The sequence below is a fragment of the Stieleria varia genome (assembly GCF_038443385.1).
Taxonomy (GTDB): Bacteria; Planctomycetota; Planctomycetia; order Pirellulales; family Pirellulaceae; genus Stieleria; species Stieleria varia.
The window spans coordinates 7,946,815-7,969,888 of record NZ_CP151726.1; the positions used below are offsets into that span (position 1 = coordinate 7,946,815).

Below are 23,074 nucleotides of genomic sequence, written 5' to 3' on the forward strand. Positions count from 1 at the left end.
CGCTAATTCAAGTTGTACGGCGCAACGCAACGAAGTCAAGACCGTGTGCAGCAGACAGAAACACGCTCGGTATCGCAAGCGAATATAATCTCACGCATCGTCCAACCCTGAACTCCTACCTCTGTTCTCCTTCATGCAAACCCTGATTTATACGCTGCGTTTCGCCCTGCTTGGCATCGTCGTACTCGACACAACCGATTTGTTTGCCCAAGCAAACGTTGAGCCCACCTCCAACGACCAACCGGTGCGTCCGAACATCTTGTGGATCATCGTCGATGACATGTCCGCGGAATTCTCGTGCTACGGTGAGAAACTAATCCAAACCCCCAACGTGGACGCTCTTGCCGGGCGAGGCATACAATTCAATCACGCTTACGTCACCGCCCCGGTCTGCTCAACGTGCCGCTCCGCGTTCATCACGGGGATGTACCAAACCAGCATCGGAGCGCATCACCACCGCAGTGGCCGCGGCGAGTTGAAGATTGAGTTGCCCGCGGACGTCCAACTGGTTCCCAAACTGTTTCAGGACGCAGGCTACTACACATCCATCAGCGGTTGGCCCAACAAGAAAGGCCGTCTTGGAAAAACCGATTACAACTTTGAGTGGGATCCATCGATTTACAACTCATCGGATTGGACACAGCGTGCTCCAGGGCAACCCTTCTTTGCACAGATCCAAACCCCCGGCGGAAAGCTGCGTGGCGCGTCTCCAGAAGCAGCCGAGAAACTGGCCGCGCAAGCCAAGCAGGTTCTCGGTTCGGCGACCGATCCCGCTGATGTGACCTTGCCACCGTACTACCCGAACGATCCGGTGCTGCTGCAAGACTGGGCTGCGTACCTCGACTCGATTCGCTTGACCGATCACATGGTGGGCGAAGTCATTGAGAAACTCAGACAGGACGGTGACCTTGAGAACACGGTCGTCCTCTTCATGACCGATCATGGCATCAGTCACGCCCGTGGAAAACAATTCTTGTACGATGAAGGAATCCATGTGCCGTTGGTGATCGCCGGTCCCGGAATCGAACACGCAACCCGCAACGATCTCGTCGAGCACATTGACATCGCTGCGTTGTCACTTGGATTGGCTGGCATCGAAATCCCAAAATCCATGCAAGCCCAAGACATTCTGTCGCCCGAGTACGTTGCACGCGATGCGGTGTTCTCGGCACGTGATCGATGCGATGAAACGGTCGAGCATCTGCGCAGCGTGCGCACTGCGAACCTCAAGTACATCCGCAATTACCTCAACCAGCGCCCTCACATGCAACCGTGTGCGTACAAAGACGGTAAAGCGATCGTTCAAGCCATGCGTCGACTGCACGACGAGGGAAAGCTGACCGAGCTGCAGGACCGAATCTTTCAGCCCACTCGACCGACGGAAGAACTCTACGATCTGGCCAACGATCCTTTCGAAACACGAAATCTGGCGGGGAACCCCGAGTGGGCGAGACAACTGGAACAGATGCGGCAACGCTTGGCCCAGTGGGAAGAAACCACGGGCGACATGGGTCGACAGCCGGAATCGCCCGAAATGTATGACAGCGACATGCAAGTTTACGTTGATGGGATTGCCAAGCGAAACAAATCTCCAGAGCACGCCCAGCGAATCCAGGACAACATCGCCCAGATGAAGCTTTGGGCAAAAGAGGGCAAATAGCCATTTTTCGCTGCTCCAGGCCGCAATTATGTGGCGGCGGCGTTTGCCGTTCGTTATATCTGTTACTTGTTCGAATCGGGCAAAATGCCGGGTTCTGTTTTTCGTTTCGATGAAGCCCCTGTGAGAGAACTCAAACCATGCGAAAGATGCTAGTTGCGGCCGCAGCCTGTTTCTGCGCCGCCGCACTTCTGTGCCTGCCCGCCGGAGCGGCGGAAGAGGAAGAAGCAAAGAAGTACAAGACCAAAGAAGTCATGAAAGAAGCCTTCAAAGGCCCACTGCTGAAGAAAGTCGCAGGCGGTGAAGCTTCTGACGAAGATAAGAAGAAGCTGCACGACATGCTCGTCGCGATGAGCAAGAACGAAGCCCCCAAGGGTGACGCAGAGTCTTGGAAGAAACTGACGAGCGCTCTGGTCAAGGCCAGCAAGGCAGCCGTCGATGGCGACGAAGGTGCCGGCGACATGCTCAAGAAAGCCGCCAACTGCAAAGCCTGCCACAGCGCCCACAAGCCCTAGTGCCCGGCAACGCAATTTGCAAACCAACGAAACCGATTCGGAAACGAGTCGGTTTTTTTTGTTGACCTCACGTACGTCAGGCTTTCCAGCCTGACTTCCCCCTGCATGTCAGGCTAGAAAGCCTGACGTACAAGCCCCCTGCATGTCAGGCTAGAAAGCCTGACGTACGGGTCATTGATCACTCCGGGCCACCGTCGCATCCAAGTGTACCTTCAACAAAGCTTTGAGCTTTCTGCTGCGTGGCTGGCCGAGCTTGTTGAAGCGGATCTTGACGATCGCGCGATCTTGCGAACCGTCCACTTGCTCGATCTCTGCACCAGCAACCGTCAACGTCTTCAAATCGTCCGGCTTGATCACATCTGATGGTCCTGCGAGGCGAAGCGTGACCACATCGGCCGCCTTGGTCTCGATCTCGGCCCAAGCTTGCTCGCCATCGGCCAGCCTCACTTGAACTTTGTCAGGCTCGTCAAAGGCCAAAGATTCGTCGCCGGCGACTTGTTCCATCATTGTCATCACGCGGTCGGCCAACTCCAGCGGCCAAGACGGCGTTTCCCCCTCCGGAAAACCCTTTGCCGTCGTATGCCAACGCCTGCCCAAAACACGCCAAGGCGAGGACGCGTCCAACGGCTGTGCGGCGTCGATACGCAACTCGGCGGACGACTCCGCAGCGACCGCTCGTGGCGTGTTCTTTGACGGACTGAGCGTCTTGGCACTCCGCTTGCTCGGTTTCGCAGAGGCAGCCGAAGTCGCCGTCTCGCCAATCGGTTTTAGTGCGTCGGCCAAAAATGGTGCCGTGACCGAGATCGATGACTCCTGGCCACGCTTGGATTTTGTTGCCGTCGCGGCCAACTGTTCGGGTGTGCCCGTGAAAACGATCTTCCCGCCGTCAACACCCGCCCCAGGCCCCATGTCGATGACCCAGTCGGCACACTTGATCACATCCAGGTTGTGTTCAATCACCACCACCGTGTTGCCGTGATCGACTAACCGCTGCATCACCGTGACCAGTTTTGCGATGTCGTCGAAATGCAATCCGGTGGTCGGCTCGTCGAGCAAATACAACGTGCTGCCCGTTCCCGGTCGCGCCAACTCGGATGCCAACTTCACCCGCTGAGCTTCGCCGCCTGAAAGCGTGGGCGCGGATTGGCCCAGCGTGACGTAATCCAATCCGACATCGCAAAGCGTTTGCAAAACACGCGTGATCCGCGGTTCCGATGCGAACAACTCGACGGCTTCGCCAATTTGCATGGCCAGAATATCGGCGATCGATCGACCGTGATATTTGACTTCCAAGACATCGTCGTTGTAGCGACGTGAATCACATTCTTCGCAAGCAACCCAAACGTCCGGCAAAAAGTGCATTTCGATACGACGCTGACCGCTGCCTTCACAGGTTTCACAACGGCCACCGGGGACGTTGAAGCTGAATGTCCGCGCTGTGAACTTTCGCTCACGAGACTCGGGCAGCTCCGCGAAAAGCTGTCGAACGTGATCGAACACACCGGTGTACGTCGCCGGATTGCTCGAGGGCGTGTTGCCCAATGGCGACTGATCGACGCGGATGACCTTGTCGACATGCCGAATCCCTTCGAACTTTTCATGTCGCCCAGGCTTGACATTCTGTCGATGCAAACGCTTGGCCAGAATCGCGAACAATGTCCCTTCAATCAACGTGCTCTTGCCACTACCGCTCGGCCCCGTGACGACCGTCATCACACCCAACGGCACTTCCAAATCAACGTCGATCAGATTGTTTTCTCGGCATCCGGTCAGCTTCAAATAGTTGACGTAGTCCTGACCTCCGACACCTTTGACCGGTCGACGATTCTGCGGAATCGGAATCTGTTTGCGGTTGGTGATGTAGCCTGCGGTCACCGACTGATCCAACGGACGGATGTCCAGCGGTGGACCTTCCGCAACGATACGTCCGCCGCGACGACCGGCCTCCGGTCCAAAATCACACAAGTAATCGCTGCCCGCGATCACGTCGCGATCGTGCTCAACGACCAACAGCGTGTTGCCCAAGTCCCGCAATCGATGCAGCGCCGAGAGCAGCCGCAGATTGTCTCGGGGATGCAGACCGATGGTCGGTTCGTCCAACACATAGAGCACGCCGCACAAGCCGCTGCCAAGTTGTGCGGCCAAGCGAATCCGTTGTGCTTCGCCACCCGACAACGTCGCCGCGCCGCGATGCAGCGTCAAGTAGTTCAGCCCGACGTCGAGCAAGAAACTGATGCGTGCACGGATTTCACGAAACAACTCACCGGCAATCTTGCTTTCTCGTCGATCAAATTTCCACGACTTGACGGTTTCCGACAAGCGATCCAGCGGCATATGTACCAAGTCCGCGATCGTATGCCCGCGGAATCGACACGCAGCAGCTTCTTCGCGGAGTCGTGAACCGGCACAAGCGACGCAGTCAATTTCGTCGACAAACTGCTCCAGCTTGCCACGCAAACCAGGTGTCAATCGCGATGCTTCCTCCAACGCAGGATAAAAACCCTTGAATTGGAATCGGAAGACGACGGTCGATCCCGTGCTGCCTGGCTTGATGTCGCTCTGGCGGACTTCGATCCACTCCTCGCGGTTTCCGTGGAACAGAACGCGTCGCTGCGATACGGTGAGCTTCTCATATGACACATCAATCGGAATGCCGGTGTGACGCGACAGAGCTCGCAGCATCCACTGCGAGACCGTTTCATCGACGTTGGGCCACAGCAACGAGACGCCTTCCTGCAAGGATTTCGTCGGTGAATCGAGTAGGGCAGCGGGATTGGTCCCGGTCTGGTTTCCCAGGCCTTCGCATTGTGGACACCATCCGACACCAGAGTTAAATGAGAAATGGTGCGGCGTGAGCGTCGGGAACGAACGACCACAGGAACCACACACTAGGTGCTGACTGTGCGTGATGACGTCCCATCGATGTTCATCGCGATCGGGATCCGAGATCGCCACCTGAACGACACCGACGCCGAGCGACAAAGCCTGTTCGACACTGTCACTGATGCGTGATTTATCCGAAGGTTGCACGACGATGCGGTCCACGACCACCTGAACGCTTTGTCGTTTTCTCGGGTCCAAAGCGGGGGCGTCGTCCAGCGACATCGTGACGCCGTCGACACGGACACGTTGAAAACCTTGGCTTCTCAATGATTGCCACGTGTCCTTGGACGCATCACCGGCAACAACTTCGATCGGTGCCAAGATCAACGCCTTGGTGCCCTCGGTCATCGCCATGACCTTGTCGACGATCTCGTCCGGTGTCTGTGTTCCGACCACACAATCACAATCCGGACAGTGTCGCGTGCCCAACCGGGCCATCAAGATCCGAATGTAATCGTAAACTTCGGTGACCGTCCCCACGGTACTGCGTGGCGAGTGCCCGAGATTCTTTTGCTCGAGCGCCACAGCGGGCGAGAGTCCTTCGATGCGTTCCACCTTGGGCTTCTGCGCTTGGCCGATGAACTGTCTGGCGTACGACGAAAGCGACTCGACGTACCGCCGTTGTCCCTCGGCGTAAATCGTATCCATCGCGAGCGAACTCTTGCCGCTGCCGCTGGGTCCGCAGAACACAGTCATCGCATCACGTGGAATTGCCACGTTGACGCTCTTGAGGTTGTGTTCGCTGGCATTTTGGACCACCACGTGCGTGCGTGCTTTGTCGTCGATAGGCGGCAGGGCAGGCTGGGTGCGTTTGTCGATCGCACCGGCGCGTTTGCCGGTTCGCTTGATGCCCAACGTCTTGGCAAGCGCCGCACCGGTATAGCTTTCGGGACAGCGCGCGATCACATCAGGCGTCCCCTCCGCGATGACGCGCCCTCCTCCGGCGCCGCCTTCGGGGCCCAGATCGATCACGTGATCCGCAGTCTTGATGACGTCCAGATTGTGTTCGACGATGACAACGGTGTTGCCACGATCGGCCAAGCCGTGAATGACTTTCAGCAACAATTCGATGTCGGCAAAATGCAACCCCGTTGTCGGTTCGTCCAGCACGTACAACGTTCGGCCCGTCTCCTTCTTGCTCAGCTCGCGTGACAGTTTGATCCGCTGAGCTTCGCCACCGGACAATGTCGGTGACGGTTGACCGAGCTTGAGATACTCCAGTCCGACGTCGACCAGAGTTTGCAGTTTCTCCGCGACTTTGGGGACATTCTGAAACAACTCCAGAGCTTGCGAGATGTCCATCTCCAAAACGTCCGCGATCGATGCGCCCTTGAACTCGACCGACAACGTCTCGCGGTTGTAACGCTTGCCTTGGCAGACCGGACAGGTCACCCAGATGTCGGCCAAGAAATCCATTTCCAGTTTCGATGCACCATTGCCGTCACACGCGGCGCAACGGCCACCATCGACGTTGAAACTAAACCTGCTGGCGGTGTAGCCTCGCGTCTTGGCCTCGGACAATTTGGCGTACAAGTTTCGAATCTCGTCGAACACTTTCACGTACGTGGCTGGATTACTACGTGGTGTCCGCCCGATCGGCGATTGATCGATCGCAATGGTCTTGTCCAAGTGCTCCAGTCCGCTGATCGAATCGTGTTCGCCGGGCGTCAGTTCCGCACCATTGAGCGCATTTCGCAGCGCGGGCTCGACGATGCCCGAGATCAACGAACTCTTGCCGCTGCCAGAAACACCGGTGACGCAGGTCACCGTTCCCAGCGGAATGGAGACATCCACATTCTTGAGATTATGAAATCGAGCGCCGTGCACGGTCAGCTGAACGTCGGGATCGATCTTGCGTGGGTTCTCCGGAGGTTGAATCGAACGCGTGCCCGAAAGAAACTGTCCCGTCACGCTCTTAGCTTGTTTTCCGACCGCCTCCGCGTTTCCTTCGGCGACGATCATGCCACCTTTGATTCCCGGACCGGGACCGAAGTCCACGATACGATCGGCTGCCCGCATGGTGTCTTCATCGTGCTCGACGACGATCAACGTGTTGCCTGCGTCTCGTAGACGCACAAGCGTTTCGATCAGTCGATCGTTGTCACGCGGATGCAAACCGATCGACGGCTCATCCAAGATGTACAACACCCCGACCAGTCCGCTGCCGATCTGACCGGCCAGCCGGATCCGCTGAGACTCACCGCCCGACAACGTGGGTGCGGTTCGCCCCAGCGAAAGGTAGTTCAACCCCACGCCCAACAAGAAACCCAACCGCGTGCGGATCTCTTTGAGCGCCTCGGCCGCGATCTTGGCATCGGTCGCTCCCAGTTCGATGTCCGAAAAGAAATCGCTGAGACGATCGATGGAAAGTTCACTGAGTTGCGGCAGCGAAAAGTCCGGTGCATCGGCAAAGTCTGGGTGCCGAGTCCGCAAGGTGGCCGCTCTGGCTTGCGGATTGAGTCGGCCGCCATTGCAGTCCAAGCAGTCCAGCGTGTTCATGAACTTCTCAAGATGCCGCAACTGCATCTTGTTCTTGGTCGTCCGATAGCGGTCCAGCAATTCGGGAATGAAACCTTCGAAACTACCCGTGTACTTGCGCCGACTCCGGCCACCCCGCCAAGTGAACTCGAGTGACTTTTCGGTTCCCCACAACCAAACCTGCTGAGCTTCCTCGGGCAAATCTCGCCACTTCTCGCTCAGCATCGTGCCGTCTTCTAGCTCGAACGCTTTGTCCATCGCCGAAGCGACGTTCTTGTAAACGTGTCGGCGATAACGTCCGATGTCACCCCATTTGCCCAACAACGTGATGGCGCCCGTGCGAATGGATTTCTTGTCATCGGGAATCAACAACTCGGGCACAAACGTGTATAGCTCACCCAATCCGTCACAGGACTGACACATCCCTTGGGGACTGTTGAAGCTAAACAGTTGCGGCGACGGCGGCTTGAAACTCTCACCACAGGTCGGGCAAGAATAACGCGACGAAAATAAAATGTCTTGCTTGGGATCAGACGCCGATTCCGAGTTTGCCTCGGACAGCGACGTGATGATCGTCCAGTCGCCCAGCTTGAGCGCAATCTCAACGGCTTCGATCACACGTCCTCGATCACGACTGTCCGGTGGCAATCGATCGACGACGACCTCGACATCGTGTCGATGCTGACGATCCAACGGTGGCGGCTCGGCCAACCGGACCGTTTCACCATCGACGCGGGCACGCGTAAAACCTTGCTTACGCAGGTCCTCGAACAGATCCTTGAACTCACCCTTTTGGCCACGCACCAGCGGAGCCATCACCCACAGCGTGGCCTCCGGATCCAGCTCCATCATCCGTGATGCGATGGCGTCGGAGGGCTGGGCAGCGATCGGCGTGGTGCACGCCGGGCAACGTGAGGTGCTGACGCGTGCGTACAAGACTCGCAGGAAGTCATGGATTTCCGTGATCGTCCCGACGGTACTGCGCGGATTGTTGCCCGTCGATTTCTGACTGATCGAAATCGATGGACTCAGTCCACTGACCAAATCCACATCCGGTTTGGGCATCTGCCCCATGAACTGTCGCGCGTAATTGCTCAACGACTCGACGTAGCGACGCTGGCCTTCCGCGTACAAGGTGTCAAACGCCAGAGAACTCTTGCCGCTACCGGAGACCCCGGAGAAGCAAATCAACTCGCCCCGTGGCAGCGAAAGATTGACATTGCGGAGATTGTGCTCACGAGCTCCTTTGACTTTGATTTCCGTTGTCGTCATTCGTCTTTGGCGTAGCTGGGGGCGGTCCGTCACTGGATGGGAGGGTGGTGCGTCGAAAGTCTGCCCAGCCGATTCAAGCTGCCCATACGTCCGAGTCGTCCACACACCGGTCATTGTGACGACCGATCAACGATTCGACGACCGGAGGCGACCAGATTCCCTCCGATTCGCCCCCACAGCGTCCGTGTCCGCCGCCTCAAGATTCGATATCATTCGTGTCCCGCATCCATTTCCCCCTGCTCTTGATGATGAGAATATCGATGGAATCCTGGCCAATTGGTGTGTTCGCGTCCGTGGACGCTGGTTTGGGCGTCGCCTGGGACGTGATCGAGCAACTCGGTGTCCCCACGATTCAGCTACACGCCCCCCACGGCGACAAACGCACACAGCAGACCGCTCAGACTCTCCGCAGCCAACTGGACGCCATGGGAGTCCAGTGCACGGCGGTTTTTGGAGGTTTTGACGGCGAAAGCTATGCGGATATCCCCACGGTCGTCCGCACCGTCGGGCTGGTCCCCCCAGAGACCCGCGAGAGCCGGTTGGCCGAAATGATGCAGATCTCGGATTTTGCTCACTGGCTCGGCTGCGATACCGTGGCATTGCATTTGGGATTCATCCCCCACGACCCGACAGACCCCGACTACGCCCCCATCGTGGACGTGACGCGACGACTGTGCGACCACTGCCAAAGCCACGGCCAGTTCTTACACCTGGAGACCGGTCAAGAAACCGCGGACGGCTTGCTGGAGTTCATCGCCCAAGTCGACCGAGAAAATCTGAAAATCAATTTCGATCCGGCCAACATGATCCTGTACGGCACGGGCGAACCAATCGAAGCTCTGCAGAGCGTGGCCGAGCACGTCCGCAGCATTCACTGCAAGGACGGCACCTGGAGCGATCACCCCGGAGACACCTGGGGCGCCGAAGTCCCCTTGGGTGAAGGCGACGTGAATATCCGCAAGTACCTCGAAACGTTGAAGGAAATCGGCTACACCGGTCCGCTGACCATCGAGCGCGAGATCCCTCAAGATCCCGAGCGACAAAAAGCAGAAATCAGTCACGCGATCCAACTACTGACGCAACTGAGGTCAGAAATCCTTTAGGATCCCAGGCCATTAGGAACCCAGACCGTGTTTCAAGAACGCGTCGTCCGCGAACAACGCGTCGACGTCTCTCTGTGACAAGGACTCGGCATTCTCTCCTCCTCCACTCACCTCGACGGCCGTTGCCTGACCAACCGCCGTCGCATGGTCCATGGCAAAGTCCGACGTGATGGACTCCTCTGCGATGCTCAACGAGCCGTCCGTTTCGATCACGTCCGTTGACGATTGCTCCTTGCGGACCGTCTCTACACGAACCGATTGAGCCGGCAGCGTCATCACCACCCGCTCACCTTCACCTCCGGCCAACAGCAACCGGGCGTCGCGTATTTCGTTGATGACCCCCAACGCATCCAAGGCAGAGAATCGGCCGTCATCGTTCTGGTCGTAGTACTCGCCCGGCCAAATTGTGGCACTGGCAGCCGGGATAGAATTCCCGTTCGGTGCGGAATACAACCGACTGCGTAACTCGTTGACGATCACCAGGGCATCCAGCGAAGTCACCACACCGTCATTGTTGACATCGCTTTCACGCAGAAAATTATGCCAGCCATTGGCGACTTCGGCGTCGATGGCCCCACCACTAGCGCCTTGATGTTCAGCACGCAGATAAAATCGTCCGCCTTCCATGACAGGTGTCGATAGACGCCATTGGTCAGCGCCCGGGATGACAATCTGATCCCCCGCCCCCGACCGCACGCGGACGTGGTTGTCCACGGGGCTCATTTGAGCAATCGTCGCGGCATCAATGACCACGGTGTTGAGATCAATACTGGAGATATCGATGATGTTGATGTCCTGGATTTGGAAACGAGTGTCGGTCAAATCGATCGTCCCGTCCGCACCAAAGAAACGCAGCGTGTTGGCCCCACCACCACCGTCAACAGCGATCCCGCCTGCTGGCAAAGGATCACCGCCGCGACCATCCACGACGATGATGTCATCGCCATCGGTGCCGCTAAGCTGAATCGCATTCACTCCATCTGCGGGAACCCGCAAACGCTCGGTCTGCCCCTCACGAATCACCAGTTCGTCGGATTCCCGGGAAACCAGCAACGCGTTGCCGACCAGGTCCACCGAGACATCCGTCACCGCCGAAGTATCGACCAGGTCGATCATGTAGTCTTCGACTTCGCCCCCAGTCGCTGCCCCCGAGGGCAACAAACCACCGACATCATTGAGCCGGAATCGGGCCGCCGTCAAACCTGCCAGTGCGCCGGCCGGGATTTGGAAACTCTTCAAATTCATTCCAGGCAAGACTGCGAGGTCAACGAAAATCTGCTCTCCCGCATCCTCCCAGTCGCCGTCCCGATTGAAATCGATCCAACCATTCAACTTACCGGCACCAGAGACCTCAATGGACACGCTGCTCGTCGTCTCCGACGGAGCAACGAGCAATGAAGTCACCACGCCGATTCCATCTTCGTCCGCTCCGTCGCCATCAGCATTGACCGTCGGCGTCCCATCTCTTTCTGAGTCGACGCTTTGCCCCAATACCAGCGTACTACGCGAATGCCTCGCCCCATCATCGCTCAACAAGACGGGATAGCTACCAGCAAACCCCGACTGTGCGGAACTGGGTGCGTCACCAAAGTCCAAATCGGCAGCGACGTTAAACGAGATCGGACTGACAGCAACCAAGCTGGGATTTCCTGCCAAATCGCTGGCGACTCCGGCGGCGACGTCCATCACAACGGCTCCATCCATCAGCGTCGCGATCATCACGTCAAATCGTCCGCCTCCGACATCGACCACTTGCGTGACCGTGGCTCCTGAACCGTTAAGACTCACATCACTCATAACAAAACCCGTCACGGTCTCACCAAAGTCGATGGACGCGACGAAACTCGGAGTCGTGATCTGGCCAAACGGTCCCGAAAGCGATGGTCGGGGACCTCGCAAGTCGACGACCACCTCAGTAGCCAACGCTGCATTGCTGAGATTGCCGGCAAAATCTCGGGCTGCACCAGAGGCAACTCGTAATGTCACCACTCCCTCGTCTACCGCCGTGACACTCGCTGTATAGGTCCCATCGTTGTTGTCCACCAATGCTCCGACAGCACCACCGACAACACTGATGTCATCCGCCGTGAACTGCCTGACCGCTTCGCCAAAATCGATCACGACGTCAAAGGTTGAAACATTCAAGGGATTCTGAGGCCCCGAGATCACCGGCGTCGGAGCCGTGAAATCAACGATGACTTGCAATGGTGTTGCAGCCAAGTTGTCGTTGCCCGCGGCATCCTGGGTTTGCCCCGCAGGCACGTCCACCGTCACGATGCCTTCCTCGCCATCAACCGTCAGTCCAAATCGTCCATTGCCCAAATGGTTCACGCTCGAAACAGTGCCCCCCGTCACCACGACATCTCCGGCATCGATGTCGTTGACAAACTCACCAAAATCAATCGTGACTCCGAACTGATTGAAGTTGATCGGAGTGACAGGTCCGCTCAACCTCGGGACGGGAGCGACCTGATCGACCACGACCGAAACGGTGTTGGAAATACGACTGGTGTTACCCGCCAAGTCCGTGGCCGCCCCTGTGGGGATGAATGCAGAAACCAGTCCATCTCCTGCGACATCAATCAATACGTCGTAAACATTGCCTCCCTGATGGACGACCTGATTGACCACGCCACCGCTGACGGTGAAATCATCCGTGTCTAGCCCAGACACAGATTCACTGAATGCGGCTGAAATGGTCACCTGCGTCGCGTTGGTGGGAACACTGCTTGCCGAGAGAACGACCGAAGGCGCAATCGTGTCCACGACGACACCCAATGGATCCGCCGTCAGATTCAAATTGCCCGCCAAGTCACTGGCTGATCCCGCTGCAACGGCGACGGAAACGGTGCCATCAAATGCTGCATTCACCGTCGCGGTGAAGCTGCCGTCTCCGTTGTCTCGCAACAATACCAAGGAGCCACCGCTGATGATCAGGTCGCTAGAACCAAATCCACTGACGGGCTCCGCAAAGTCGATGCCTACATCAAACAAGAATGTGTTGACGTGAGAACGAGTCGCAGAAAGAACCGGCTTGGGCGAACTCAAGTCCACCTTCACAACCAAATCATCGGATGCAACGTTCAGGCTGCCCGCCCCGTCGGCGACCACGCCCGACGGAACCGACACGGTCACAAATCCCTCGCCGTCGGCCAACATCGTGGCGGTGTACAAACCCTGCCCGTTGTCGATCAAGTTCGTCAAAACCCCACCCTGGACCATCACATCGGACGCATCAAATCCGCTGACCACTTCACCGAACCGGATCAGAACATCAAAGGCATTTTGACGTATCGCTGTGGAAACCGTTTGCAACACCGGCTGAGGAACGACCGTGTCAACGACGATGACCAAAGGCCCTGAGGCAGTGTTGGCGTTGCCCGCGTCATCGGTGACCGCGTTCTGCGGAACGCTGACAAAAACACTCCCCTCGCCATTGGCTGTGATCGTGGCGACGTAGTCGCCACCACCGTTGTCGATCAATCCCGTCAACAGACCACCGGATACCGATACGTCGCGGACGGTAAAACCATTCACCGGCTGGCCAAAGGAGATCGCCACATCAAAGGTGCTCAGCGGGGTTGGACTTACCGGTCCACTGAGCATCACCATCGGCCCAACGGTATCCACCTCCACCGACACACTTGACGCAGCAACATTGCCGTTGCCCGCCAAATCGGTCACCTCATCCGCGTTGAGTCCCACCGTGACCGTGCCGTCGGCATCAGCATCGATCGTTGCGATGTATTGCCCATTGCCCAAACTCGTCAGCCCGGTCACCAAACCGCCACTGACCAGCAGATCATTGGCCACAAATCCCAAGACCTCTTCGCCAAAGCTGACCACGACGGAAAACGGGTCATGGTTCGTGGGACTGGACGGCCCAGACAAGGTCGGTGAGGGTCCCGTGGTGTCGACCACCACACTCAAGGTTTGAGAACCCCGACTGACGTTCCCCGCCAAATCATTTGCAGCTCCCAATGGCAACGCGATCGAAACACCGCCATCACTGGTCGCACTGACACTCGCCGCATATCGACCACCGCCCAAATCCGTCAACGAAACAACGCTGCCGCCAGCCACCAAAAAATCTCCCGCCAGCAGTCCGACGACCTCCTCGCCAAAGTCAACTTCAACTGCAAACGGATTCTGGTTGGTCTCGCTTTGAGTCGTCGTCAACAGCGGCAGCGGAGTGGCGGTATCGACGAAAACGGAATACGTGTTTCCGGATGAATTTGGGTTGCTCGCGACATCCAGTACAACTCCAGCTGGAATATCAACGCTGACCACGCCATCGGCAATCGACTCGATGGTCACCGCGTATTGCCCACCGCCCAGATTGTCGACCGCACGCACAACTCCATTTACCATCATCAAATCGTTCGCTGTGAACCCTCCGACGATTTCACCAAAGTCGACCGAAAGCACGAAGACACTCTGAGTGAGCAATCCGGTCGGGCCACTCAACACCGGGGTGGGGAACCCCGTATCCACGACCGTTGTGTATCCAACCGCCGGCAAACTGCTGTTGCCAGCCCCATCAATGGCCACTCCGCCAGCCAAGTCCAACGAGAGGATTCCGTCAGTGGCAACGTCGACGGTCACCAAGTACTCTCCATCGAGCAAGTCAACAATCCCAGTGACCACACCACCTCCGACGGCCAAGCTCGACATCCCAAACCCGGTGACTGGCTCGCCGAAGTCCACCGATACCGTCAGCGGGTCACTGCTGGTCGGACTTGCCGGTCCCGTGATCACGGGCGTTGGCGCGATCCGGTCGATGATCATGCTGTACTGCGTCGCAGGCAGATTCAAATTCCCTGCCAAGTCCAATGCGATGGCGCCGGGGATGTTGACGGTGATCACACCATCGCGTGCCGCATCAATCGTCGCGTGATACAAGCCGGGCGACAGGTTGATAAAGTCTCTCGCGATACCACCATCGATGACCAAATCGGCAATCTCGAACCCATTGACGGCTTCGCCAAAGTTGATCGTGATGTCAAACGAATCCACGGCGGCTGGCCCCGCAGGCCCTGTAATGAATGGCACCAGTCCTGCCGTGTCAATGAGCACCGAAAACTGCGCAGCCGACAGGTTCGGGTTGCCCGCAATGTCACTGGCAACGCCCGCGTTGATATCCACCGTCACCAATCCCTGGTTCGCAGCCGTCAACGTTGCGGTAAAGGTCCCGTCCGCATTGTCAACCAACGCCGAAACGACAGCATTCGTCACCGACAAATCAGACGAATCGAACCCCGTGACCAATTCACCAAAATCGATCTGAATATCGAAGGGATCATTGTTGGTAAAACTGGCTGGCCCGGAGATCACTGGCGTGGGTGACAGTGTATCAACCACCACCTGCAACGCGTTGCTCGGCTTGGTTGTATTGCCCGCCAAGTCAGCCGCAATGTTTGCATTGAGCAAGACAATCACGCGACGATCCACGTCCGCGTCGATGGTCGCCGTGTAAACACCACCACCGTTATCGACCAAGTTCGCGACCTGACCGCCAAAGACGATGATGTCTTCGGGGATGAAGAAATTCACCGGTTCTCCAAAATCGATCGTCACGCCAAACGGATCCTGATTGGACGGACTCGCCGGACCAGTCAACACGGGCGTCGGTCCCTTTTTGTCAATTTCGATGGAGTACTGGATCGCCGCTAGGCTTAATCGTGAAAACAAATCTGTCGCGGCACCGTCATCAACATCCACCGTCAAAATGCCATCGCCACCCGTCGAGATCCGAGCCAGGAATTTGGTTTGACTCAGCGCGACGAACTGAGCGATCACGCCATTGCCCACACCGATGTCGCTTGCGTCAAAACCAGTCACGGGTTCGCTGAAGGTGATCGTCACATCAATCAAGTCGGCATTGGTCGGACCCGCCGGACCGGTGATCACCGGAACCGGATTCAAGGTATCCACCACCACATCCAACTGACTCGCTGCGTCATTCCCATTGAGTGCCGCATCGACAACCTGATCGGCGGGCAATTCAATTCTGACCGGTCCATCCGTCGGTGCGGTGATTTCGACGGTGTAGGTTCTCGCGTCGATCATGGTCATCGCGCCCGTCGTCCCACCGGTCACGACCAAATCACTGGCGTCAAATCCAGTCACGTCTTCGCCAAAATCAACCGTCACCAAGAACGGATTCGATTGCGGATCCAGCGGCGCCGTCAACACCGGCGTCGGACGCACGGTGTCCACCGTCACTGCGATGACGTTGGACGAGAAATTGATATTCCCGGCCATATCAAAAACGATCCCACTGTCAATCTGCACCGTCAACGGTCCGTCCGCGGCTGCCACCACTCGAACCACATACTCGCCAGGCGTCGGCAACGCTGTGATGCTGGTCGCCGATCCACCGGCAACCAATACATCCGTCAAACCAAAACCGGTGACCTCTTCACCAAAAACAACGGTCAAATCCAATTGACGAGAGGCAACGAATGCCGTCCCAGGATTCATAATGACAGGATTTGGACGAGTGGTGTCGACCGTCACGACGGAGACACCTGAGTCCAAACTCGCCAACAATGCATCGTCGATCGCGGCGCCGGCAGGAACTTGCAAACTGACATCGCCATCTGCCATGGCATCCACGGAAACGGTGTATCGACCATTTCCCTGATCCGTCAAATTGCTGGCGGCGCCGCCAGTGACCAACAAATCGGTCAGATCAAATCCATTGACAGACTCTCCAAAGTCGATCGTCGCGGTGAAGGGATCTTGATTGTTAGGATTCGTCGCCGAAATGATCGGCATCGGAGCCAGAGTGTCGACACGGATATCAAACACGTTGGACGGCAGATTGAGATTCCCAACAACGTCGCTGGTCAACCCACCGCCCACCGAAATCGATAGCATTACATCGGCCACCGCCGAAATCGTCGCTGTATAAATGCCTCCACCATTGTCGACCAAGCTCGCCACCGATCCTCCGACGACCGTGATATCGGTGTCGACAAACCCAAAGACTATGTCATCAAACGTGATCGTCACATCAAAGTTGCTCGACGCGATCGGACTTACAGGCCCCGTGATCGTCGGTGTCGGCGGAGTGGCGTCCACATCAATGCTGTACAGGTTGGACGCGAGGTTCGGATTGCCCGCCAAATCACTCGCCACACCTGCGGGCAACTGCACCGTCACCGTTCCATCACCGGACGCGTCGATCACCGCTTGAAAAACACCGCCCCCCAAATTGGTCAGGCTATCAATGACTCCTCCAGTGACGATCAAGTCGGAGTCTTGCAAAATCGCTGCTTCGCCAAAATGAATCGAGACGGTAAAGAAGTCGGGCACAGGGCTAACGATGGGCCCCGTGATGAACGGTGCCGGTGGAACGGTATCGATCGTGATGAAATACGAGTTTGAGAACTGGTTCCATTTACCCGACCGATCGGTAGCCCTATTGGACGGTACAGACATTGAAATCAAGCCGTCAGCCAGGGCATCAATCGTCGCCGTGAATACACCGCCACCGTCGTCAGTCAGGCCCACTACCGTGGCTCCACTGATCACAATATCGGTACCATCAAACCCATTGACCTCTTCACCAAAGTCAATCGTGACATCAAACGGATCTAAATTGCTAGGACTCGATGGCCCCGTGATCACCGGACGAGGCGGCTGAGTATCGCCAACCAAGGTCACCGCGTAGTCCTCAACCTCTCCGTCCACGGCAAGTCCAAAAGGATTCGCAACGCCAGCAGTGCTCAAGCGAAACCGCGCATACGTGCCACCATTCACCGCATCCGGCGGAACCGTAAAATTCAGCACGTTGTCGCCGACAAACACCGGCAGCGCCGTCGCGATACGATCCGTCGGATCGAACACGCCATTGCGGTCGTAATCAACCCATGCGTCCAACAGTGCATCGCTGCCTTGAACATTCACGGTCACCGTTCCCATCTGGTCTGCAGTCAAGGTTCCGATCGTCACGCCGTCTTCGTCTGCACCATCGCCGGAACCGTCCAACGGAGCCTGCGCGTCTGAATCACCATCGCGCGCCGGCCCCAAGGTCGGTCCAACCGCGTAGTGCCGGGCACCTGAGTTGGAGAGCAAGGTTCGATAGGAATCTGGCGCATCGCCAAAATCGAGGCGGACGTTGCCAAATTGCAGCGTCGATCCCGAGTCAATTTCGTCGCCCAACACGCGAACGTCCGAGTACCGCAATACGTGGCGACTGCCGGTGACAATCAGCCCGTCATCCGGCTGAACAAATAAATGACTGGCAACTGAAACGGTATACTGCGCTACGCCTCTTTCCAGCAACGCGCCAGACGGATCCAAGGTCGTGATTCCACTGTCACTGCCACGTCCAACGCCGAGCACCACATTGCCACTACTAAGTAGTCCCAGTGTCGGCCCATAAATGAACTCGGGAAAAATCGAATCCGAAAGATAGATGCCTGAATTCGCAAATGAGGTATCCAACGCACCATTGGGCATCAACCTCATCACAACCGCATTGTTGAACACAGTACCATCAATAGGATTGGTCGTTCCATTGCTCGCTGAAACCAGAATGCGTGCGTCTGGCTGAATGACCACGCCATGCCCTGTGGCCAAGTTACCGGATAAGAATACTGAATTGACACCACCAAATCCAAAGCCTGTATCCACGGCTCCCGCTGCCGTGAAGCGAACCACCTTGACTTGATTGGAATTCGTGAAATCTGGTACCGCGACAATCTTTCCATCTGACTGCAGGGCGATAGCAGAGCTGGAGGTAACAGACGACTGGCCGGCATCAATGGAGGCATAGCCCCCGATTCCAAAACTATTATCAAAGGTTCCGTCGGAATTGAGCCGGACGACAACAATGTCTCCGCGGTTCTCAACGTTGAAGACAATTTTCCCGTCGGGTTGAACAAGCAGATGCTCCACAACGTGATTGTCTGCCGGATCACTGAGCAATAAAGTGCCGCCCGTTGCGAAACTCGTATCAACGCTTCCGTCCGCATTAAGCCGAGTCACAAATCCAAAATCCCCGGTCCCCTGTCGCCCGCCGACCAGAATCTTACCATCATCTTGGATGGCAACGGTCAAGGCACGGTCGTCTGGATCGACCACCTGCATCTCGACATCGCCGCCTACGCCAAAAGTCGTATCCAGCGTTCCATCGGAATTGAGCCGAGTCACTCGAAATCCGGCCGCAGTCGCTCCAAAATCGGCGCGCCCTACGCTCACGATCTTGCCATCAGATTGCAATGCACTGGCGTACAACGCGGTTCTGTCCGATAGATGGATAAACGCTCCATCGACGCCAAACGCCGAATCAAGTTCAGGCAACGGCAACACAACCAAGTTGGCTTGACCAGCCTGAGCGACCAAGTTCTCGTCGCTTTGCAAATCGACGATCACGGTGGGCGGTGTCGTCGCGACCTGCCCCTGAGGCACAGTCTCGCTCACCACATATCCGGTTCCTGGGGATTCGCCACGAACACTAGGCAATAATCCGGTGAGAGAGAATTCACCGTTGGCATCACTGACCACGATTTGGTTAACAGGGCTTCCTTTCCCATCAATCCCGCTAATCCTGAATGTCACGCCACTCATCGGAGCATCAATCAACGGTTCATACACTCCATTTCGATTGAGATCCTCAAACTTGAACCCATGAATTGAGCCCGGAATCGCGCTACCAAAATTGCGGGTAACATTGTTGCCGGTTAATTCCACGATACGGGGAAATGTCGAAGTTGTTGCTACATGACGACTGGGAAGACTGGCTCTCAGAAAATAAGTGCCAGCGGCGACCCGCGGGGTCGAATAGGTTCCATCTACGCCACTCAAGAAGGTGGCGATCAGAATATCGTCGTCACCGCCAATCCCCGTCCCCGCCCCCAATCCATTTCCATCATTGCCAAATGAATTGTCGCCACCGTCTCGAAAAAACTGCAGCTCCACACCACTCAACCCCAGATCCTCAGGTATATCCCTGTCGCCCGCTGCATCCATGTCTTCAAACACTACCCCCGATACCGTGAACGGATAATGTTCCAACAACAGTCGCGCGTTGCCTTGCTCATACACCTCAAACCAATCGGTGTTGATCAGCGTATCTCCCCTCAAATTCCATCCACCGCCGATATCGACGGTGTCGTTCAGATTTCGACGAACGATCAGCTCATTGGATTCATCACTGATGTTCAAGACATCCATCACATCTAATTGCAAAGTCTGTTGGTAAATATCCGTCAGATCGATCGCCTCCACCCCTAGAATGCGATTGTCAGGCAGCCCACGTAAATTAAGCGTCCCGGTACCGACGACCTCCAAGGTATCAACACCTGTCCCGCCAACCACTCGTTCGAAGCCACCCGGCGTAATCTGAATCGTATCGTCGCCCTGTCCGCCACGAATGCTGTCAGTACCACTGCGACTGATAACACGATCATCGCCCCCGCCAGCAACGATGATTTCGTCCATGAAAGAACCGGTGATCGTATCCCCTGCAGGCGTTCCCTGACGCGTAACGCCCCCGATGAAATCGCGACCGTAGATCAGATACGTCTCGCCAGCAAACGCACGACCGTTTCCAACACTCCTTGCAGCGGGAGCCCCTAACAAAACGTCATCGTATCCGTCCCCATTGACATCGCCACCCATCGCAATGGCTTCCCCGAGACCGTCCATGGCGTCTGCACCTAGAAACGTTAGCGTCAGATCGCCAAATCCATCGAGGTCGTCCAACCTGATTTGACTGGGAAAGTCTCTGCGACCAAAAAGCACATGTGCTTCACCGGCGTTGTTTCGAGTTCCACCCAACGGATCACCGCCCGGCGACGAGATCAGAATGTCATCCAGACCGTCCCCGTTGATATCCCCACCGCCTTGCACCTTCCCTGAAAAATCATTTGCGTTTGCACCGTAGATGACGAAACCATTTGCCAGGGGAGTTGCTAAATCAATCGATGCGGGCCACGCCATCTGCCCATAAATCAGAAAGGCCTCCCCAGTCGCGTTGTCCGTATTTGTTTCTCCGCTGGCGTTCGTGGCGGCAACGAGAATGTCGTCGAGACCGTCGCCATTGACATCGCCCGCGCCGCTGAGCACATCCCCCAGACGATCCCCACTATCGACGCCGTGAATGACGACGCCCGCGGTGCCCAAGCTATCCAGCGAGAGAGAAGGAGGTAGCGTGGGGCCGCCAAAGACCAAATAGCCTGCCCCCGCATCAAGCTTGGCATCGCCTGGGCCATCCGCTCCTGGTACGCCGATCAAAACATCCGCGTAACCATCCCCATCAACGTCTCCCGCGTTGGTAACACTCACCCCTGCTTGATCAAAGGTCCGTCCCCCGTACAACGCAACGCCCGCCGTGCCAAGTGTCCCAACATCGATCTGCGGCGGTGCAGTCGTAGAACCGTAAATAATGTATGCGTCGCCCGCAGCATTCTCTGAATTGGTCGCCCCATAAGCGGCAAAAGCACCAACCAAAAGATCCGCCAAACCATCTCCGTTGACATCGCCTCCCCCGGCAATCGAAGCCCCGAAACGATCATTGAGATCCGCACCGTAAATCGTCAAGTCCGGCACACTTCCCGCTGCCAGATTGATTGCCCCGGGCAGCGACAGTCCACCGTAGAACACATATACTTCGCCCGAATCGCTACGGGAATTGTTGCCCCCGTCGCCGCCGACGGCTGCGATTGCGATGTCATCAAAACCATCCCCGTTGAAGTCACCGATTCCAGAGACACTGCTGCCACTCTCGTCTGAGTTGTCGGCACCGTAGATGATCACGTCCGCAACCCCTGGATTCACAAGGTCGTGCAGCGGATTTAACGATGCAGAACCGAAAACGATGTACGATTCTCCCGCGGAGTTGGCTCCGTTGCCCAAGCCGTCACCGCCAAGGGCACCAATAAGGACGTCGTCATATCCATCGCCATTAAGATCACCAAGAATATCTACGGAGCGAGCGCTGACGTCATTGGACTCCGCTCCATAAAAGATCGCGCCTTCCCCGAGTCCGAGACCACCTGCCAAATCAATCGTAGGCGCCGGCGGCAAATACACAACGTCTAGCTTGACTTCGTCCGTATTCCTCGGATCCTCAATCGCCCTCACCGTGGTCCCGCCGGAGTCCAAAACACTGCGCGCGCGAATCGTAACGCTCCCCGAATTGATCGCCGCCGAAATCAACGCGGGATCAATCAACATCCGGTGCGTTCCCACGCCCGTCATAGAGGCATTAAATGTCCCCAGCAATGGAGCCACGACTGAGGCATCAGACAATTGCACCGTTCCATCTCCCGCAAAACCGTCAATGTTAATTGTCGAATTTACGTCTTGGTCGAAAACGGTGTACTCCAACGCCGCCGAAATGATCGTCGAACCGGTCGGAATGCTTGAGGTCGAAAACTCAAACACGCCGACGCGTTGATCACCTGCCGCAACACGATTATCAATCGCAATTGTGTTACCGGAGAAATTGATGACGTCAAAGCTGCCATCCCGATTGGTGTCAATCACTTCCGCATCCGATGAGACGGAGATTGCAGTTTGCTCCGTTCCTGGAGGCTCAGCCAAGGTCAATCGCAAGTTAGGGTAAAAAGACGTCGACCTAGCTCCCTCGCGGCTATGAATCCTTAAATCACCAGCGGGTGTGTTCGCATGAATCCTTAGCGTTAAAGCCCCGGAAGCAATTGCTCCTGACAACACAACAGGATCCAATGACACTGCATTTCCGCCCGTCAACCCACCGATGAATGTGCCTGCTGTCACTCCAACTGCTGTTGCATCCGAGAGTAGAATGTTTCCATCGCCCAGAAACGCCTCCACCGTGTAACTGGTTCCCGCAGGCACTGACTGGACAAAGAATTCAAGCGCAGCAGCCTCGATCTGTGTTCCCGCAGGAATCGAAGTCGTGTCAAATTCCAAAACCACCACCTTCGTTTCGGCCGGCGCCGCAGCGGAGTCTCGCGCATCCATTCCCAAAGCCGCTTCAGAGATCACATCGAACGTACCATCGCGGTTGGTGTCGATGATCTCCGCATCACGAATAACCTGCAGTGACACATCCAATGCTAACAACATGCGGTTTTCCAACCGCTCTGTCAGCAATCGACGACGACGCCTACCCTGTGTCCTCTTCGACCTGGGTTGGATGCGATGATTGCCGTGATCTTCAACCAGTT

Annotated in this window: 5 protein-coding genes; 3 read left to right on the forward strand and 2 right to left on the reverse strand. The window is 56.6% G+C overall.

Annotated features, from left to right (window positions below; genetic code table 11):
• The first annotated feature begins 133 nt into the window (after positions 1–133).
• Entirely contained in the window at positions 134–1,660 is a 1,527-nt protein-coding gene (locus tag Pla52nx_RS26785; RefSeq protein WP_146518964.1) for a sulfatase family protein, read from the forward strand.
• A 137-nt stretch (positions 1,661–1,797) separates the two neighbouring features.
• Positions 1,798–2,172: a hypothetical protein gene (locus Pla52nx_RS26790; protein ID WP_146518965.1), complete on the forward strand. Its 375-nt coding sequence runs from the start codon at positions 1,798–1,800 to the stop codon at positions 2,170–2,172.
• Positions 2,173–2,343: 171 nt separating this feature from the next.
• Here Pla52nx_RS26790 and uvrA read toward each other — a convergent pair whose 3' ends face one another.
• Positions 2,344–8,805: an excinuclease ABC subunit UvrA gene (gene uvrA / locus Pla52nx_RS26795; protein ID WP_146518966.1), complete on the reverse strand. Its 6,462-nt coding sequence runs from the start codon at positions 8,803–8,805 to the stop codon at positions 2,344–2,346.
• Between the two features lie 260 nt (positions 8,806–9,065).
• Here uvrA and Pla52nx_RS26800 point away from each other — a divergent pair, with 260 nt between their 5' ends.
• Entirely contained in the window at positions 9,066–9,908 is an 843-nt protein-coding gene (locus Pla52nx_RS26800) for a sugar phosphate isomerase/epimerase family protein (RefSeq protein ID WP_146518967.1), read from the forward strand.
• A 12-nt stretch (positions 9,909–9,920) separates the two neighbouring features.
• On the opposite strand, the gene Pla52nx_RS26805 is transcribed toward Pla52nx_RS26800, so the two are convergent.
• Positions 9,921–22,973, reverse strand: coding sequence for an Ig-like domain-containing protein (locus Pla52nx_RS26805; protein ID WP_197454368.1), 13,053 nt, complete (start codon positions 22,971–22,973; stop codon positions 9,921–9,923).
• Positions 22,974–23,074 lie beyond the last annotated feature (101 nt).